This window comes from Novosphingobium sp., assembly GCF_027486195.1.
Lineage (GTDB): Bacteria > Pseudomonadota > Alphaproteobacteria > Sphingomonadales > Sphingomonadaceae > Novosphingobium.
Genome location: NZ_JAIXPP010000059.1, coordinates 100,346 through 114,532, shown reverse-complemented (window position 1 = coordinate 114,532; position 14,187 = coordinate 100,346). Strand labels below are relative to the sequence as shown.

Annotated in this window: 11 protein-coding genes and 1 pseudogene; 5 read left to right on the top strand and 7 right to left on the bottom strand. The window is 65.7% G+C overall.

Going from position 1 to position 14,187, the window contains the following annotated elements; genetic code table 11:
* The gene (locus Q0071_RS11545) at positions 1-702 is read left to right on the top strand and encodes a dienelactone hydrolase family protein (protein WP_298169128.1); all 702 of its coding nucleotides are present in this window, start codon (positions 1-3) and stop codon (positions 700-702) included.
* Here the strand turns inward: Q0071_RS11545 and Q0071_RS11540 are convergent.
* The 4 genes from Q0071_RS11540 to Q0071_RS11525 form a co-directional block, all read right to left on the bottom strand.
* The gene (locus Q0071_RS11540) at positions 699-2,498 is read right to left on the bottom strand and encodes an acyl-CoA dehydrogenase C-terminal domain-containing protein (protein WP_298169126.1); all 1,800 of its coding nucleotides are present in this window, start codon (positions 2,496-2,498) and stop codon (positions 699-701) included. The two genes, Q0071_RS11545 and Q0071_RS11540, sit on opposite strands and share 4 nt — an antisense overlap.
* 21 nt (positions 2,499-2,519) lie before the next feature.
* The gene (locus Q0071_RS11535) at positions 2,520-3,008 is read right to left on the bottom strand and encodes a MerR family DNA-binding transcriptional regulator (protein WP_298169223.1); all 489 of its coding nucleotides are present in this window, start codon (positions 3,006-3,008) and stop codon (positions 2,520-2,522) included.
* Between the two features lie 87 nt (positions 3,009-3,095).
* The gene (gene hisI / locus Q0071_RS11530) at positions 3,096-3,455 is read right to left on the bottom strand and encodes a phosphoribosyl-AMP cyclohydrolase (RefSeq protein WP_298169220.1); all 360 of its coding nucleotides are present in this window, start codon (positions 3,453-3,455) and stop codon (positions 3,096-3,098) included.
* A 455-nt stretch (positions 3,456-3,910) separates the two neighbouring features.
* Positions 3,911-4,684: a ComF family protein gene (locus Q0071_RS11525; protein ID WP_298169216.1), complete on the bottom strand. Its 774-nt coding sequence runs from the start codon at positions 4,682-4,684 to the stop codon at positions 3,911-3,913.
* Between the two features lie 79 nt (positions 4,685-4,763).
* On the opposite strand from Q0071_RS11525, the gene Q0071_RS11520 reads away from it, so the two are divergent.
* Entirely contained in the window at positions 4,764-5,576 is an 813-nt protein-coding gene (locus Q0071_RS11520; RefSeq protein ID WP_298169123.1) for a methyltransferase domain-containing protein, read from the top strand.
* A gap of 97 nt (positions 5,577-5,673) precedes the next feature.
* Here Q0071_RS11520 and ppdK read toward each other — a convergent pair whose 3' ends face one another.
* The 3 genes from ppdK to Q0071_RS11505 all read right to left on the bottom strand — a co-directional run bounded on the left by ppdK (position 5,674) and on the right by Q0071_RS11505 (position 11,821).
* Complete coding sequence (gene ppdK, locus Q0071_RS11515) at positions 5,674-8,337, bottom strand: pyruvate, phosphate dikinase (RefSeq protein ID WP_298169120.1); 2,664 nt, start codon at positions 8,335-8,337, stop codon at positions 5,674-5,676.
* A 74-nt stretch (positions 8,338-8,411) separates the two neighbouring features.
* The gene (gene glyS / locus Q0071_RS11510) at positions 8,412-10,910 is read right to left on the bottom strand and encodes a glycine--tRNA ligase subunit beta (RefSeq protein ID WP_298169117.1); all 2,499 of its coding nucleotides are present in this window, start codon (positions 10,908-10,910) and stop codon (positions 8,412-8,414) included.
* Positions 10,907-11,821, bottom strand: coding sequence for a glycine--tRNA ligase subunit alpha (locus Q0071_RS11505; RefSeq protein ID WP_298169114.1), 915 nt, complete (start codon positions 11,819-11,821; stop codon positions 10,907-10,909). Before Q0071_RS11505 ends, glyS begins: the two co-directional genes overlap by 4 nt.
* 109 nt (positions 11,822-11,930) lie before the next feature.
* Between Q0071_RS11505 and Q0071_RS11500 the strand changes: the two genes are divergently transcribed.
* From Q0071_RS11500 to pth, 3 genes and pseudogenes are all read left to right on the top strand, one after another.
* Positions 11,931-12,839 (top strand): TraB/GumN family protein, encoded by a 909-nt coding sequence (locus Q0071_RS11500; RefSeq protein WP_298169112.1) that lies wholly within the window; start codon positions 11,931-11,933, stop codon positions 12,837-12,839.
* 312 nt (positions 12,840-13,151) lie between these two features.
* A pseudogene (gene rplY, locus Q0071_RS11495) lies at positions 13,152-13,442 on the top strand (50S ribosomal protein L25); the annotation flags it as partial.
* Positions 13,443-13,590: 148 nt separating this feature from the next.
* Complete coding sequence (gene pth / locus Q0071_RS11490) at positions 13,591-14,157, top strand: aminoacyl-tRNA hydrolase (protein ID WP_298169109.1); 567 nt, start codon at positions 13,591-13,593, stop codon at positions 14,155-14,157.
* Positions 14,158-14,187: the final 30 nt, after the last annotated feature.

Sequence of the window (14,187 nt, the reverse complement as noted above, 5' to 3'; positions counted from 1 at the left end):
ATGGCGCTCGAACCGGTGACCTATTCCGATGGTGATACCGCGCTGACGGGGTGGCTCGCCCGCCCCATCGGCGCGGCGCGCGGCGCAGTGCTTGTCCTGCCGACGATCATGAACCCGAACCCGCCGATGGAGCGGCGTGCGGCGATGCTGGCTGATGCCGGATTCCTCGCGCTGGTCGCCGATTTCTATGGCCAGCCGGTGCGCGATTTCGAGCATTCGATGCAGCTGGCTGGCGCACTTAGGGCCTCGGTCGATGTCTACCGCGCCCGCCTGCGCGCCGCACTCGATGCGTTGACCGGACTGCCGGAAGCGCAGGGCCTCAAGACCGCTGCCATCGGCTATTGCATGGGCGGGCAGGCCGCGCTCGAACTCGCGCGCGAAGGGGCCGACATTGTCCTCGCCGCCAGCTTTCATGGCCTGCTCGATACGGCCAGACCCGCCGCCCCGGGCGCGGTCAAGGCGCGTATCCTCGTCTGCCACGGCGATGCCGATCCGCTCGTCCCGCGTTCGCAAGTCACGGCCTTCTGGGACGAAATGGACGCTGCTGCGGCCAACTGGCACTTCCACGCCTACAGCGGCGTGAAGCACGGCTTCACCGATCCCGGCAGTGACGCGCGCGGCGTTCCCGCCATCGGCTATGATGCCAGCGCCGACCGCCAGAGCTGGGCAGCGCTGACGGGGCTGTTCGCCGAGGTGTTCTAGGCGGCGAACTGCTCGGCCGTCAGCCCCATCACCGTCTCGGCGCCCGCTTCCACTTCATAGCGCAGCGAACCCGCCTGCGGGGCGCAGCGCAGCGCCCAGTGCTTGGCGCAGAGCAGCTTGGCTTCGTAGAAGGACTTGTCCGCGCCTTCCTGGCCCAGCGCCGCAGCCGAAACCTTGGCCATGCGCAGCCACATCAGGCCGAGCGAGACCACGCCGGTCAGCGTCATATAGGCATAGGCGCCCGCGCCGATCGCGTTGCGGTCAGCCATGGCGTGCTGCATGAACCACATTGTGGCCGCCTTGAGGTGGCCGACGGTCTTGGCGAGGCGCTCGGCCACCAGCCTGACCGTCTCGTCCGCGCTTTCCTCTGCGCATTCGGCATCGATCACCGCGAACAGGCGCTGGATCGCCCGGCCGCCGTTGAGCGCGAGCTTGCGGCCGACGAGGTCCATCGCCTGCACGCCGTTGGCACCTTCGTAGATCATCGCGATGCGCGCATCGCGCACGAACTGGTCCATGCCGTTCTCGGCGATGTAGCCGTGCCCGCCCCACACCTGCTGCATGTCGGTCGCGGTCTTGTAGCCCATGTCGGTGCCATAGCCCTTGATCACAGGGGTCAGCAGGCTGATGAGGTCGTCGGCGGCCTGCCGCTCTTCCTCGGTCGCGGCCTTGTGCGAGAGATCGACTTGCAGAGCGCCCCAAAGGCACAGCGCGCGCATCCCGCCGATGAACATCTTGGCGTCCATGAGCATACGCCGCACGTCAGGGTGCACGAGCAGCGGATCGGCCTTCTGCTGCGGCTCGGCCGGCCCGGTCAGCGCGCGGCCCTGCCGACGCTCCTGCGCATAGAGCACCGCGTTCTGGTACGAAGCTTCCGCCTGCGCGAGGCCCTGGATGCCGACGCCGAGGCGCGCCGCGTTCATCATGATGAACATCGCCGCGAGGCCCTTGTTCTCCTCGCCGATCAGCCAGCCTTTCGCGCCATCGTAGTTCATCACGCAGGTCGCGTTGCCGTGGATGCCCATCTTGTGCTCGATCGATCCGACCGAGACGGCATTGCGGTCCCCCAGAGAGCCATCGGCGTTCACGATGAACTTGGGCACGATGAACAACGAGATGCCCTTGCTCGATTCCGGCGCGCCCGGGGTCTTGGCCAGTACGAGGTGGATGATGTTCTCGCACAGGTCATGATCGCCCGCGGAGATGAAGATCTTGGTACCGGTGATGGCGTAGGAACCGTCCGCCTGCGGCTCTGCGCGGGTGCGGATCAGGCCGAGGTCGGTGCCGCAGTGCGGCTCGGTCAGATTCATCGTGCCGAGCCATTCGCCGCTCACCATCCTGGGCAGGTACATCGCCTGCTGCTCGGGCGAGCCCTTGGACGAGATCGCCGAGATCGCACCATTGGCAAGGCCCGGATACATCGCGAAGGCCTGGTTGGCGCTGGCAAGGTATTCTTCCATCACGAAGCCGATGACATGCGGCAGGCCCTGCCCGCCGTAGATCTCCGGCGCGGCGAGCGTGCCCCAGCCCGCCTCGATGTAGCGCGCATAGGCTTCCTTGAAGCCCTTCGGCGTCGTCACGCTGCCATCCGGGTGGCGGGTGCAGCCTTCCTGATCGCCCGAGAGATTGAGCGGGGCGACGACTTCGTTCACAAAGCGCCCGGCCTCCTCGATCACGCTGTCGGTCAGATCGCGGGTCGCGGCCTCGAAGCCCGGCAGATGGCCGTAGCCTTCAAGGCCCAGCACTTCATTGACGACAAAACGGGTGTCGCGGGTCGGCGCCTGGAAAACGGGCATGATTCAGGTCCTCTCGAAAGGTTATTCAGGATCGCCATCAAGGTTGACCGGGCGGCCCTCGAGCTTCTCCCGCTCGATCAGCAGCGCGACGAAACTGTTGAGTTCGGCAATCGTCGCATTGATATCGGCCTGCTGGCGCTTGAGGTTGTCGATGCGCTCGCGGCACTTGTCGATCGTCACGCGGCGCTGCTTCGCGCGCCCGTCGCCCAGATCGTACAAGTCGATCATGTCGCGGATTTCGGAGAGGCTGAACCCCACGTTCTTGGCGCGCATGATCCAGGCCAGCCGCGCCCGGTCGCGCTTCGAATAGATGCGGGCAAGGCCGACGCGGGTCGGCGCGATCAGGCCCTCGTCTTCATAGAAACGCAGCGCGCGCGCGGTAACACCGAATTCGCTCGAAAGATCGGAGATGGTGAACTGTTCGCGCGCGAGCGCATCGGGCTGGTGCAAGTGCCCGGTGTGATCACTGCTGCGGGCCGAGTCTGCCCGGCGGGTCTGGGCGACCGGCATCCGTTCCTGGTTCGCGGTATTGGCCGGACTCGTGGTGATGGGACGCGAGGACATGCCCGCACGACCTAACTACCCTTTACGTAAGCGTCAACTATCGATCCGCTCCAGCCCGCCGTCCGCATCAAGCCTGCGGTAGAAGCACGAGGGCGCCAAGGTGTGGCAGGCCGGGCCCGCCGCCTCGACCCGGAGCTCCAGCGCATCCTGATCGCAATCGACGCGAATCTCGATCACCTTGAGCACGTGGCCCGAGCTCTCGCCTTTCATCCACAGCCGCCCGCGCGATCGCGAATGGAAGTGGGCAAAGCCGGTCTCGCGCGTGCGGGCAATCGCCTCCGCATCCATGTGTGCCAGCATGAGCAGCTGTCCGCTGGCGTGATCGACCGCAACGGCGGTGACGAGTCCGGCTGAGTCGAAGCGCGGCATGAACACCGCACCCTGCTCACGCAGCTCGGTTTCGGGCGATTGGATGGAAATGGGCAGGCCTTTCGCAGCGCGGGTGTCATTTTGTTGCAGGATAACCACATGCTCCGGCCAAAATCCATGGGTCTTGCACAACATGCTTTAACCTCGCCCGGCAATGGCGGATGAAGGGCGTGCGGCTTGAGGGAGCTGCAAACACGAACCGGGTTAACCACCCGGGCGCACGCATACAGGCCAAAGTTCAGGGTTGGAATCACATGGGGCCCGAAAGCGGCGCCGCTCCCCGAAACGGGCAGAGCAGCGAGGCTCTCGGAAAAAACGCTCAGGGATTTCGGCAGGGTCCGTCATCCGTCACTACACCAGCAGAAGCTGGGGCCGCGAGGGGCAGGCCGTGACTGGATGGATCCGAACCGATCAGGTATCGTCACGGGAACGCCCGGAGTGAACGCTCCGGGCGTTTCGTGTTTCAGGCTCCGGAAATCTCACGCCGCCAGCGGTGCGTCCTCGCGGCCTGCCTGATCGAGTGCCTCATCGAGCACACGCGCAAAGCAGGCGATGCGCACTTCGGCCGCGCCCGCCTTGCGCAGCGCGGCAAGGCAGGCATCGGTCGTGGCGCCGCTCGTCATCACATCATCGACCAGTAGTACCCGGGCGCCTTTCAGCCGCTCGGCACGGCGCGGGTGCGCGCTGATCGCGCCGCGCAGCGCATCAGCCCGCGCGCGCTTGCCGAGGCCGCCGAGCGAGGGCGTGCGCTTGCGGCGTTCCAGCGCATCTACCACCAGCGGCTGATTGACCGTCCGCGCAATCCGCTCCGCGAGCAGCGCAGACTGATTGAACCCGCGCTCCCACAGCCGCCAGCGATGGAGCGGCACCGGCACCACCAGCCATTCGCCCTGCAGATCCGGCAGGCGCCGCACCATGAGGCGTGAGAGCAGGTCAGCCAGCGCGATGCGCTTGCCGCGCTTGAACGCTAGCACGAGTTCGCGCGAAGCATCGTTGTAGAGCGTGGCCGCCGCGATGCCCGCGTGGCGCGGCGGGTTTGCCATGCACGGCGCGCACTGGACCTCGCCGGAGTGGACCACGCTGTCAGCCAGCGGGCGCTGGCAGGTGCAGCAGGCCGGTTCGCCCGGCACGGCCAGCTTCGTCCAGCACGCCGCGCATAACCCGCCCTGCTGCGCCAACGCATCGCCGCACAGGGGGCAACGCGGGGGGAACACCAGATCGATCAGCGGAGCAAGAAGCGCGGGTTTCGCCATGGCCAAAGTCTCGCCCGGAAGGCCGCCATTGGCAAGAGGGGCTTGGCAGAGCGCACGCGGCGCGGCAGGGGCGGATGCCATGGCCACGCCCCCTCCCCCCCAAAAGCCGCCGACGATCTTTTCGCCCACCCGTCGCCGCTCGCAGCGTCAGCGGATGCGCGCATTGCAGTGCCGCCCAGATGCCGCGCACTATCTGGCAGAGGACATGGCCGAGGATGTGCTCGACCGGCTCGACTTCCTGCGTCACGAACCGAAGCGTGCGCTGCTGGTGGGCGACATCAGTGGCATGCTGGCAAAAGCGCTGGCCGCACGGGGATGCGCAGTCGTGCGAGCCGATCCTGCACCGCTTGCCGGCGAACTGCCGCTCGACGAAGAACGGCCCTGGCCGGGTGAGGCGAGCTTCGATCTGATCGCGCACCTCGGCACGCTCGGCACGGTCAACGACTTGCCCGGCGCGCTCGTCCATATCCGCCGCGCGCTGGCGCCGAATGGCCTCGCGATCATGAGCTGGTGCGGCGCGGGCAGCGTGCCCGCCTTGCGCGACGTGATGGTCGCTGCCGATGGCGCGCGCCCAGCTGCGCGCATCCATCCGCAAGTTGATGTGCGGGCGGGCGGCGACCTGCTCCAACGCTGCGGCTTTGCCGAACCGATGAGCGACAGTCGCATGCTGGATGTGCGCTATGCGAGCTTTGCCCGGCTGCTGGAGGATTTGCGGGCCCAAGGCCTCTCGAGCTGCCTTGTCCGGCCTGGCCCTGTGCTGGGCAAGGCCGGCCTGGCACGTGCGCAAGATGCGTTTGCGGCAGCGGCAGACGCGGATGGGCGTGTGACCGAGCGCTTCGCAATCCTGACGCTGAGCGGTTGGGCCAAAGCCCTGCGCGCGCCGAAGTTCTAGAAAATAGGGCCAAGAAAATAGGGACAGTCCCTATTTTTCGGCACCTATTTTCCCGCATTCGCGGGAATGACGAATGTTTGGTGGGGCCGCTTGGCCCCTACCCCAAAGCCGCCTGCGCAGCCGCCAGCCGGGCAATCGGTACGCGGTAGGGGCTGGCCGAGACGTAATCGAGACCGACCTTCTCGCAGAACGCGATCGAAGCCGGATCGCCGCCATGTTCGCCGCAGATGCCGAGCTTGATATCGGGCCGGGTCTCGCGCCCGCGCACGGCGGCCATCTCGACGAGCTGGCCGACGCCTTCGATATCGAGGCTGACGAAGGGATCGCGCGGGTAGATGCCCTGCTCGACATAAGGCCCGAGGAAGCGGGCGGCATCGTCGCGGCTGACGCCGAGCGTCGTCTGCGTGAGGTCGTTGGTGCCGAACGAGAAGAACTTGGCCTCTTCGGCGATTTCGCCCGCCATGAGCGCAGCGCGCGGCAGTTCGATCATCGTGCCGACGAGGTACTCGAGCGTGCGGCCCTTCTCGGCGAAGACGGCCTCGGCGGCGCGGTCGACGAGCGCGCGCAGGATGAGGAGCTCGCGGCGGGTCGCGACGAGCGGGATCATGACTTCTGGGACGGGCGCTTCGCCCGACTTCTCCGCGACGTCGCAGGCAGCCTCGAAGATCGCGCGGGCCTGCATCTCGTAAATTTCGGGGAACGTTATGCCCAGGCGGCAGCCCCGATGCCCGAGCATCGGGTTGAACTCGTGGAGCTCGCCCGCGCGGCGCTTCAAGTGATCTACACCGAGGCCGGTCGCTTCGGAAAGCTCCTCGAACTCCGTCTCACCATGGGGCAGGAATTCGTGGAGCGGCGGATCGAGCAGGCGGATGGTGACGGGAAGCCCGGCCATGACCTCGAAGATCGCGGTGAAATCGGCACGCTGTTCGGGCAGCAGGCTATTCAGCGCGCGGCGGCGGGTGGCTTCATCCTCAGCCAGAATCATCTGGCGGACCAGCGAGATACGGCCCGCATCGAAGAACATGTGTTCAGTGCGGCAAAGGCCCACGCCTTCGGCGCCGAACTGGCGCGCGACCTGGCAATCTAGCGGAGTTTCGGCATTGGCGCGCACTTTCATGCGGCGGTGCTTGTCGGCCCACTCCATCAGCACGGCAAAATCGCCGACCAGTTCAGGTTCGACCATCGGCACAGCGCCGAGCATCACATCGCCGTTCGATCCGTCGAGCGTGATGACCTCGCCTTCCTTGACCTCACGCGTGCCCATGCGCGCGGTGCGGGTCGCCATGTCGATCGAGAGGCCTGAAGCACCGGAAACGCAGGGGCGGCCCATTCCGCGCGCGACCACGGCGGCGTGGCTGGTCATGCCGCCGCGTGCGGTGAGCACGCCCTTGGCGGCGTGCATGCCGTGAATGTCCTCAGGGCTGGTTTCGACGCGGACGAGGATGACATCCTCGCCCATCTGCGCGCGGTGTTCGGCGCTATCGGCATCAAACACGATGATGCCGGTGGCGGCGCCCGGCGAGGCTGGCAAGCCGCGCGTGAGCACATCGCGCGGCGCGCTGGGATCGAGCGTCGGGTGCAGCAATTGGTCGAGCGCCATGGGATCGACGCGCTTCACTGCGGTCGCCTCGTCGATCAGACCTTCGCGCGCCATGTCCACCGCCATCTTGAGCGCGGCCTTGGCGGTGCGCTTGCCCGAGCGGGTCTGCAGCATCCACAGCTTGCCCTGCTCGACGGTGAACTCGATGTCCTGCATGTCCTTGTAGTGCAGTTCGAGCAGATCGAACACGCGGGCGAGCTCGGCGTAGGCCTCGGGCATCGCCTCTTCCATCGAGAGGGGCTTGGCCCCTGCCCGCTCGCGCGCGGCCTTGGTCAGGTACTGCGGGGTGCGGATGCCGGCGACGACATCCTCGCCCTGCGCGTTGACCAGCCATTCGCCGTAATAGGCGCGCTCGCCGGTCGCGGGATCGCGCGTGAAGGCGACGCCGGTGGCCGAGGTTTCGCCCATGTTGCCGAAGACCATGGCCTGCACGTTGACGGCGGTGCCCCAATCATGCGGGATGGCATTGAGGCGGCGGTAGACCTTGGCGCGGTCGCTTTCCCACGAATCGAACACGGCGCCGATCGCGCCCCAGAGCTGTTCGTGGACGTCCTGCGGGAACGGGCGGCCGAGTTCTTCGGCGACGATGGCCTTGTACTGGGCCACGAGCGCCTGCCAATGTTCCGCGCTCATCTCGACATCGGCGTAGAAGCCGTTGTCTTCCTTGGCGATTTCCAGAGCATCTTCGAAGCGGTGGTGATCGAGGCCGAGCACCACGTCAGAATACATCTGGATGAAGCGGCGGTAGCTGTCCCACGCGAAGCGCGCGTCGCCTGACCCTGCGGCAAGGCCTTCGACGGTGGTGTCGTTGAGGCCCAAGTTGAGCACGGTATCCATCATGCCCGGCATCGAAACGCGCGCGCCCGAGCGGACCGAGACGAGCAGCGGGTTCGCCGGATCGCCGAAGACGCGCCCCGTCGCCTTCTCGATATGCGCGACGCCATTGGCGACGCCTGCGCGCAGGTCGTCGTCAAACGCCTTGCCCGCCGCGTTGTAGGCGGTGCAGACTTCGGTGCTGATCGTGAAGCCGGGAGGCACCGGCAGGCCGATGCCCGCCATCTCGGCAAGGTTCGCGCCCTTGCCGCCCGTGATGGTCTTGTCGCGCGAGCGCGGGTCGTTGTTGGTAGCACCGCCGCCGAAATGGAATACGTATGCGCTCATAAGACCAAGAGGCTCCCTCGCGAACTTCAATTGTTTCCGGTTTTCCCGGATTCGCCGAAAAGTGATGGGGCGCTTTAGCCCTCTATGCGGCCAAAGTCCGCAACTTTGTGCACTGCAGCACGGAAGCGGTCAAGCAGTCCGAGGCGCCCTGCACGTTTGGCCGGGTCGGCATCGTTGACGGTAACGCTCTCGAAGAAGGCGTCGATCGGCGCGCGCAAAGTGGCGAGCGCAGCCATTGCGGCTGTAAAATCTTCCGCTGCAACAGCAGCTTCTGCGAGCGGCTCGGCAGCATCGAGCGCATCGACAAGAGCCTGTTCGGCGGGCTCTGCCTGATAGCCCTCCCCCGCTTGGGGGAGGATTGGGTGGGGGTGCTCTCCACTTGCCGACGGGGGATACCCCTCCCCCGACCCCTCCCCAGCGGGGAGGGGGGAAGCAGCAAAGCCCTCCTTCTTGAGGATATTCGCAGCGCGCTTGTAGCCAGCGAGGAGGTTTGTGCCGTCCTCGGTGGTGACGAAGGCCTGGAGGGCGTGAACGCGGGCGAGCAGGCGGACGAGATCGTCCTCGCCGCCGAGCGCGAAGACCGCGTCGATCAGATCGTGGCGGACACCGGCTTCGCGCTGCTGGACCTTTAGGCGGTCGGCGAGGAAGGCAAGGAGATTCTCGGGAAACACGATTGGATTAGGCAAGAAACTGCCGAACAGCGGCATAATCTCAGTAACACGAAGTGACTTGGCACGCTCAAATGGCGCTGACAGAGCAACGAATAGCTCTTGGTCGAACTTGCTTTGGTAGTTCAGCAATGACGAGATTTGATAGACCCGGTATGCAACGACATCCTCATCGAGCCGACTAGTATCCAATTCCAGACGGGCAGGGAAATGCCCTCGCTCATACGCGGTGTCGAGACAAATCTGCACAAAAGCTTGAAGAGCGCTTTCTAGCGGCAGGCGAAGTTCGTTTCGCTGAACTATGTTTAGAACACCTAGCGCTGCCCGCCGCAATGCGAACGGATCTCTGGAGCCAGTCGGTTCTTCTGGAATGCCAAAAAAGCCCCCGAGCGTATCCAGCTTGTCTGCCAGCGCCACGGCCACTGTTACCGGCGCGGTGGGCACATCATCGCCCTGCCCGACCGGCTTGTAGTGATCGCGGATCGCGTCGGCGACGGCATCGGGCAGGCCTTCGGCGCGGGCATAGTAGCCCCCCATCAGGCCTTGCAGTTCGGGGAATTCGCCGACCATTTCGGTGACGAGATCGGCCTTGCACAGGCGCGCGGCGAGTTCGACTTGATCCGCAAGCAAAGCCCTCCCCCGGTCGGGGGAGGGTTGGGTGGGGGTGCTCTGCGACTGCGATGGGGGAGCCCCCTCCCCCGACCCCTCCCCAACGGGGAGGGGGGCAGCAGTGACGATGCCCTCTTCGACGAGCCAGCGGGCCAGCTTGGCCACGCGTTCCACCTTGTCGGCGACGGTGCCGAGCTTCTCGTGGAAGGTGATCCGCGCCAGCTTTTCAGCCTGCGCGGAAAGCGGCGTCTTGCGGTCCTGCTCCCAGAAGAAGCGCGCGTCGGAGAGGCGGGCGGCGAGGACCTTGCGGTTGCCCGCGACGATCACCGCACCGCCATCATGCGCTTCGATATTGGCGGTGCAGACGAAGGCGTTGGCGAGCTTGCCCGCACTATCGCGGCAGATGAAATACTTCTGGTTCACGCGCGCGGTGAGCTGGATGACTTCGGGCGGCACTTCGAGGAACGCCTCGTCGAACCGGCCGAGCAGCGGCACCGGCCATTCGGTGAGGCCAGCGTTCTCGATCACGAGGCCTTCATCCTCGACCAGCACGAGGGCCGCATCAGCAGCCGCCTTGCGCGCGCCTTCGCGGACGATGCCTTCGCGCTCCGCATGATCGACGATCACGTGGGCAGCGCGCAGCTTGGCGGCGTAGTCGTCCACGCCGTCGATCTGGATTTCGCCGCTGTGGTGGAAGCGGTGGCCCATCGTGGTGCGGCCCGAGCGGATGCCGCCGATCTCGCACTCGATCACCTCGCCGCCGAGCAGCGCGACGATGCCCGAAAGCGGGCGCACCCAGCGCAAGCTGTCCGGCGCAAGGCTGGCTGCGCCCCAGCGCTGCGATTTGGGCCAGGGGAAAGCGCGGATGATCGCGGGGATCGAGGCAGCCAGCACATCGGCGGCAGCCCGGCCCGGCTTTTCAACGATGGCAAACCACACGCCTTCACGCTCGGTCAGTTGGTCCTTGGAAAGGCGGGTCTTGCGCAGGAAGCCTTCGAGCGCCTGTTCGGGCGCGGAGGTGCGCGGGCCCTTGGTTTCCTCGTGCACCGCCTCAGTTGCCAGCGGCAAGCCCTTGGCCATCAGCGTCAGGCGTCGCGGAGTGGACCAGACCGTGACATCATCCACGGCGAGCCCAGCGGCCTGCATCTCACGCCGGAACAGCTTTTCCAGATCGGCGCGTGCGCCAGCCTGCATCCGCGCGGGGATTTCTTCGGAGCGCAGTTCGAGCAGGAAATCAGCGGTTGCGCTTTGTGTCTCGACTTCGCTCGACACGAACGGGGTTGGGGAATTGCTCATGCCGTCCACCCCGGGAACTTTGCTTCCCATTCGGGGCGGTACTTGTCCATATAACCCTCGCACGAGCCGCGCGCCAAATCGCGCACGCGGCCCATGTAGCTGGCGCGTTCCTGCACCGAGATCACGCCGCGCGCCTGCAAGAGGTTGAACAAGTGGCTCGCCTCGATCGCCTGTTCATAGGCGGCGATGGGGACCTTGGCCTCCAGCGCCTTGCGGCACTCGGCCTCGGCGCGGCGGAAGCCTTCGAACAGCGTTTCCGTGTCCGCCACCTCGAAGTTCCACTTCGACATCTGGCGCTCGTTTTCGAGGAACACCTCACCGTAGCTAACGCCGTGATTGTTGAAGCGGAGATCGTACACGTTATCGACGTTCTGGATATACATCGCGAGGCGTTCCAGCCCGTAAGTCAATTCGCCCGCGACCGGCTTGCAATCGAAGCCGCCCATCTGCTGGAAATAGGTGAACTGCGAGACTTCCATGCCGTCGCACCACACTTCCCAGCCCAGCCCCCAGGCACCGAGCGTGGGCGATTCCCAGTCGTCTTCCACAAAGCGGATATCATGGAGCAGCGGATCGATGCCGATGGCGAACAGGCTACCGAGGTACAGCGCCTGAAAATCCGCCGGGCTCGGCTTCATGATCACCTGATACTGATAATAGTGCTGCAGGCGGTTCGGGTTCTCGCCGTAGCGACCATCGGTGGGCCGGCGGCTGGGCTGGACATAAGCGGCATTCCACGGCTGCGGGCCAAGCGAGCGCAAGGTCGTGGCGGGGTGGAAGGTGCCCGCGCCCATGCGCATGTCGTATGGCTGGAGGATCAGGCATCCCCGCGCGCCCCAATAGGCGTGGAGCGTGAGGATCATGTCCTGCACGCTGAGAGGGGTGGAAGCGGGTTTATCAGTATCAGCCATGGCCCGCGCGCTTTGGCGGATTGGCGCTCCCAAATCAACCGGGGCAAATCAACCGTGGAGGCGCGCGGTTCTTGCTTCGCCTGCGCGCTTGGTCCATCCCGATGGGGCGATGAAGCGCCATCCCTCCCCCCTCACCCGGCTCCTGCAGCTGCTGGCCGGCTGCCTGCTCATCAGCCTTGCGGCCTGCGGGGCGGCCAAACCGCCGCCCGAAGAGCCCGCCAAGGTTGCGCTCTGGGCGATTTCGGACAGCACCGGGGTGCACGGCTGGCTGCTCGGCACCGTCCACTCGCTGCCTCCGGGCACCAACTGGCGCCGCCCGGCCATCGACAGCGCGATCAGCGGGGCGGACCGGCTGGTGCTGGAGATCGGCGAAGCACTCAATCCGCAAGTGGCGGGCGAAGCGCTGGGCCGGCTTGCGTTCACCCCCGGCCTGCCGCCGCCGAGTGAGCGGGTTGAGCCCAAGTTCCGCAGCGATCTTGCCAAAGTCTACAAGGACCTTTCGCTGAACGACGGGCAGTTCAAGGATCAGGAAAGCTGGGCCGTGGCGCTGCAGATCGCGGCCATCGGCGGGCTCAAGCAGGGCATGCAGCCCGAAAGCGGGGTCGAGCCCGAGCTGCGCAAGGTGATCGGCTCAAAGCCGGTCACGGGGCTCGAAACGATCGACAGCCAGTTCGGCATTTTCGATACGCTGCCACCGCGCGCGCAGTCGGTGCTGCTGGAGCAAGTTGCGCACGAGGCGGCGGACAGCCGCGATGACGACAAGGACATGCTGACGCTGTGGCTGCGCGGCGACGAGCTGGGCATCGCGCGCGAGGCGCAGACTGGCTTCCTCGCCGATCCCGAACTGCGCACCGCGCTGCTGACCCGGCGCAATCTGGCGTGGGCGGACCAGATTAACGCCATGCTCAAAGCAGGCGCGAAGCCCTTCATTGCGGTGGGCGCGGCGCATGTGGCGGGCATCGACGGCCTCCCGCGCCTACTCGAAGCGCGCGGCTGGCAGGTTAAGCGGGTCTATTAAGGTTCGCGCAGAGTTCGCAGAGATCGCAAAGAGGCTGCGCGCCGCAGGCATTGATTGCGCCCTTGCGCATGCGCAATGAATTATAGCGGCTTCGCCGCAGCTAGACATCTCTGCGATCCCTGCGAACTCTGCGCGAATCCAACTGCCTTCTTCTCCGCGCCTCTGCGCCTCTGCGCGAACCCAAATAAACCCGCTTCCGCTTGCTTTTTCCGCCACAGACGCTAAGGGCCGCCGCTTCCTGCGTGCATGGTCATCCCTGGAGGCGTGGCGCAAGGAAATCGGTTTGACACATAAACGTGAAGGTACGGACACATGAGCTATACGCTGCATCTGCCGGCCGAGACGCGTGAACGGGCTGGCAAGGGAGCCTCCCGTGCACTTCGTCGCGAAGGCCGCACACCCGCCGTGATCTACGGCGGCAATCAGGATCCGGTTGCGATCCACATCGAAGAAAAGGAACTGCGCCGCCAGCTTGGCACCGGCAAGTTCTTCGATTCGATCATCGAGCTCACTGTCGGCGGCGTGACCGTGCGCACCCAGCCCAAGGATGTTGCGTTCCACCCGGTTTCCGAACGCCCGCTTCACGCGGACTTCCTGCGCATCTAAGGCCAACTTGGCCTGATGCCCGCAGCCATGCGCTGCGAAAAGCCATGTGTCCGGTCCCTCTCGCCCTGCGTGAGGGACCGGTACTGGCCTATCCCGATCAAGCTTACCGTTCCTGGCGCCAGCCCCGTATAGGAAGACCCTCGCCATGCAGCTCTGGGTCGGTCTCGGCAATCCCGGACCCCAATACGCCCTCCACCGGCATAACGTCGGCTTCATGGCGCTCGACACCATTGCCGAGGTGCATTCCTTCGGCCCGGTCCAGAAGAAATTTCAGGGCTGGGTGCAGGACGGCCGCATTGGCTCCGAGCGCCTGATCCTCCTCAAGCCAGCCACCTTCATGAACGAAAGCGGCCGCGCGGTGAGCGAGGCGCTGCGCTTCTACAAGCTCGGTCCGGACGCGCTGACGGTGTTTCATGACGAGCTCGATCTCGCGCCGTTCAAGGTCAAGGTGAAGCAGGGCGGCGGCCATGCCGGGCACAACGGCCTGCGCTCGATCGACCAGCATATTGGCCCGGAATTTCGCCGCGTGCGGCTCGGCATCGGGCATCCGGGACACAAGGACCGGGTGACCGGCTATGTCCTGGGCAACTTCGCCAAGGCGGAGCAGGACGACCTCATCACCATGCTCGGCGCTGTGGCCGGAGAGGCGGAATGGCTCGCTCGCGGGGACAGTGTGCGCTTCATGAACGACGTGGCGCTACGCCAGAATTAACCAGTCCAAGCGTCGGGCTAGCTTACAGTG

Bases quoted from the DNA above. Each gene is read 5' to 3' on its own strand.
- Q0071_RS11545 (WP_298169128.1), top strand. From the start codon at position 1: ATGGCGCTCGAACCGGTGACCTATTCCGATGGTGATACCGCGCTGACG.
- Q0071_RS11540 (WP_298169126.1), bottom strand. From the start codon at position 2,498: ATGCCCGTTTTCCAGGCGCCGACCCGCGACACCCGTTTTGTCGTCAAT.
- Q0071_RS11535 (WP_298169223.1), bottom strand. From the start codon at position 3,008: ATGCCGGTCGCCCAGACCCGCCGGGCAGACTCGGCCCGCAGCAGTGAT.
- Q0071_RS11525 (WP_298169216.1), bottom strand. From the start codon at position 4,684: ATGGCGAAACCCGCGCTTCTTGCTCCGCTGATCGATCTGGTGTTCCCC.
- Q0071_RS11520 (WP_298169123.1), top strand. From the start codon at position 4,764: ATGGCCACGCCCCCTCCCCCCCAAAAGCCGCCGACGATCTTTTCGCCC.
- ppdK (WP_298169120.1), bottom strand. From the start codon at position 8,337: ATGAGCGCATACGTATTCCATTTCGGCGGCGGTGCTACCAACAACGAC.
- glyS (WP_298169117.1), bottom strand. From the start codon at position 10,910: ATGAGCAATTCCCCAACCCCGTTCGTGTCGAGCGAAGTCGAGACACAA.
- Q0071_RS11505 (WP_298169114.1), bottom strand. From the start codon at position 11,821: ATGGCTGATACTGATAAACCCGCTTCCACCCCTCTCAGCGTGCAGGAC.
- Q0071_RS11500 (WP_298169112.1), top strand. From the start codon at position 11,931: ATGAAGCGCCATCCCTCCCCCCTCACCCGGCTCCTGCAGCTGCTGGCC.
- pth (WP_298169109.1), top strand. From the start codon at position 13,591: ATGCAGCTCTGGGTCGGTCTCGGCAATCCCGGACCCCAATACGCCCTC.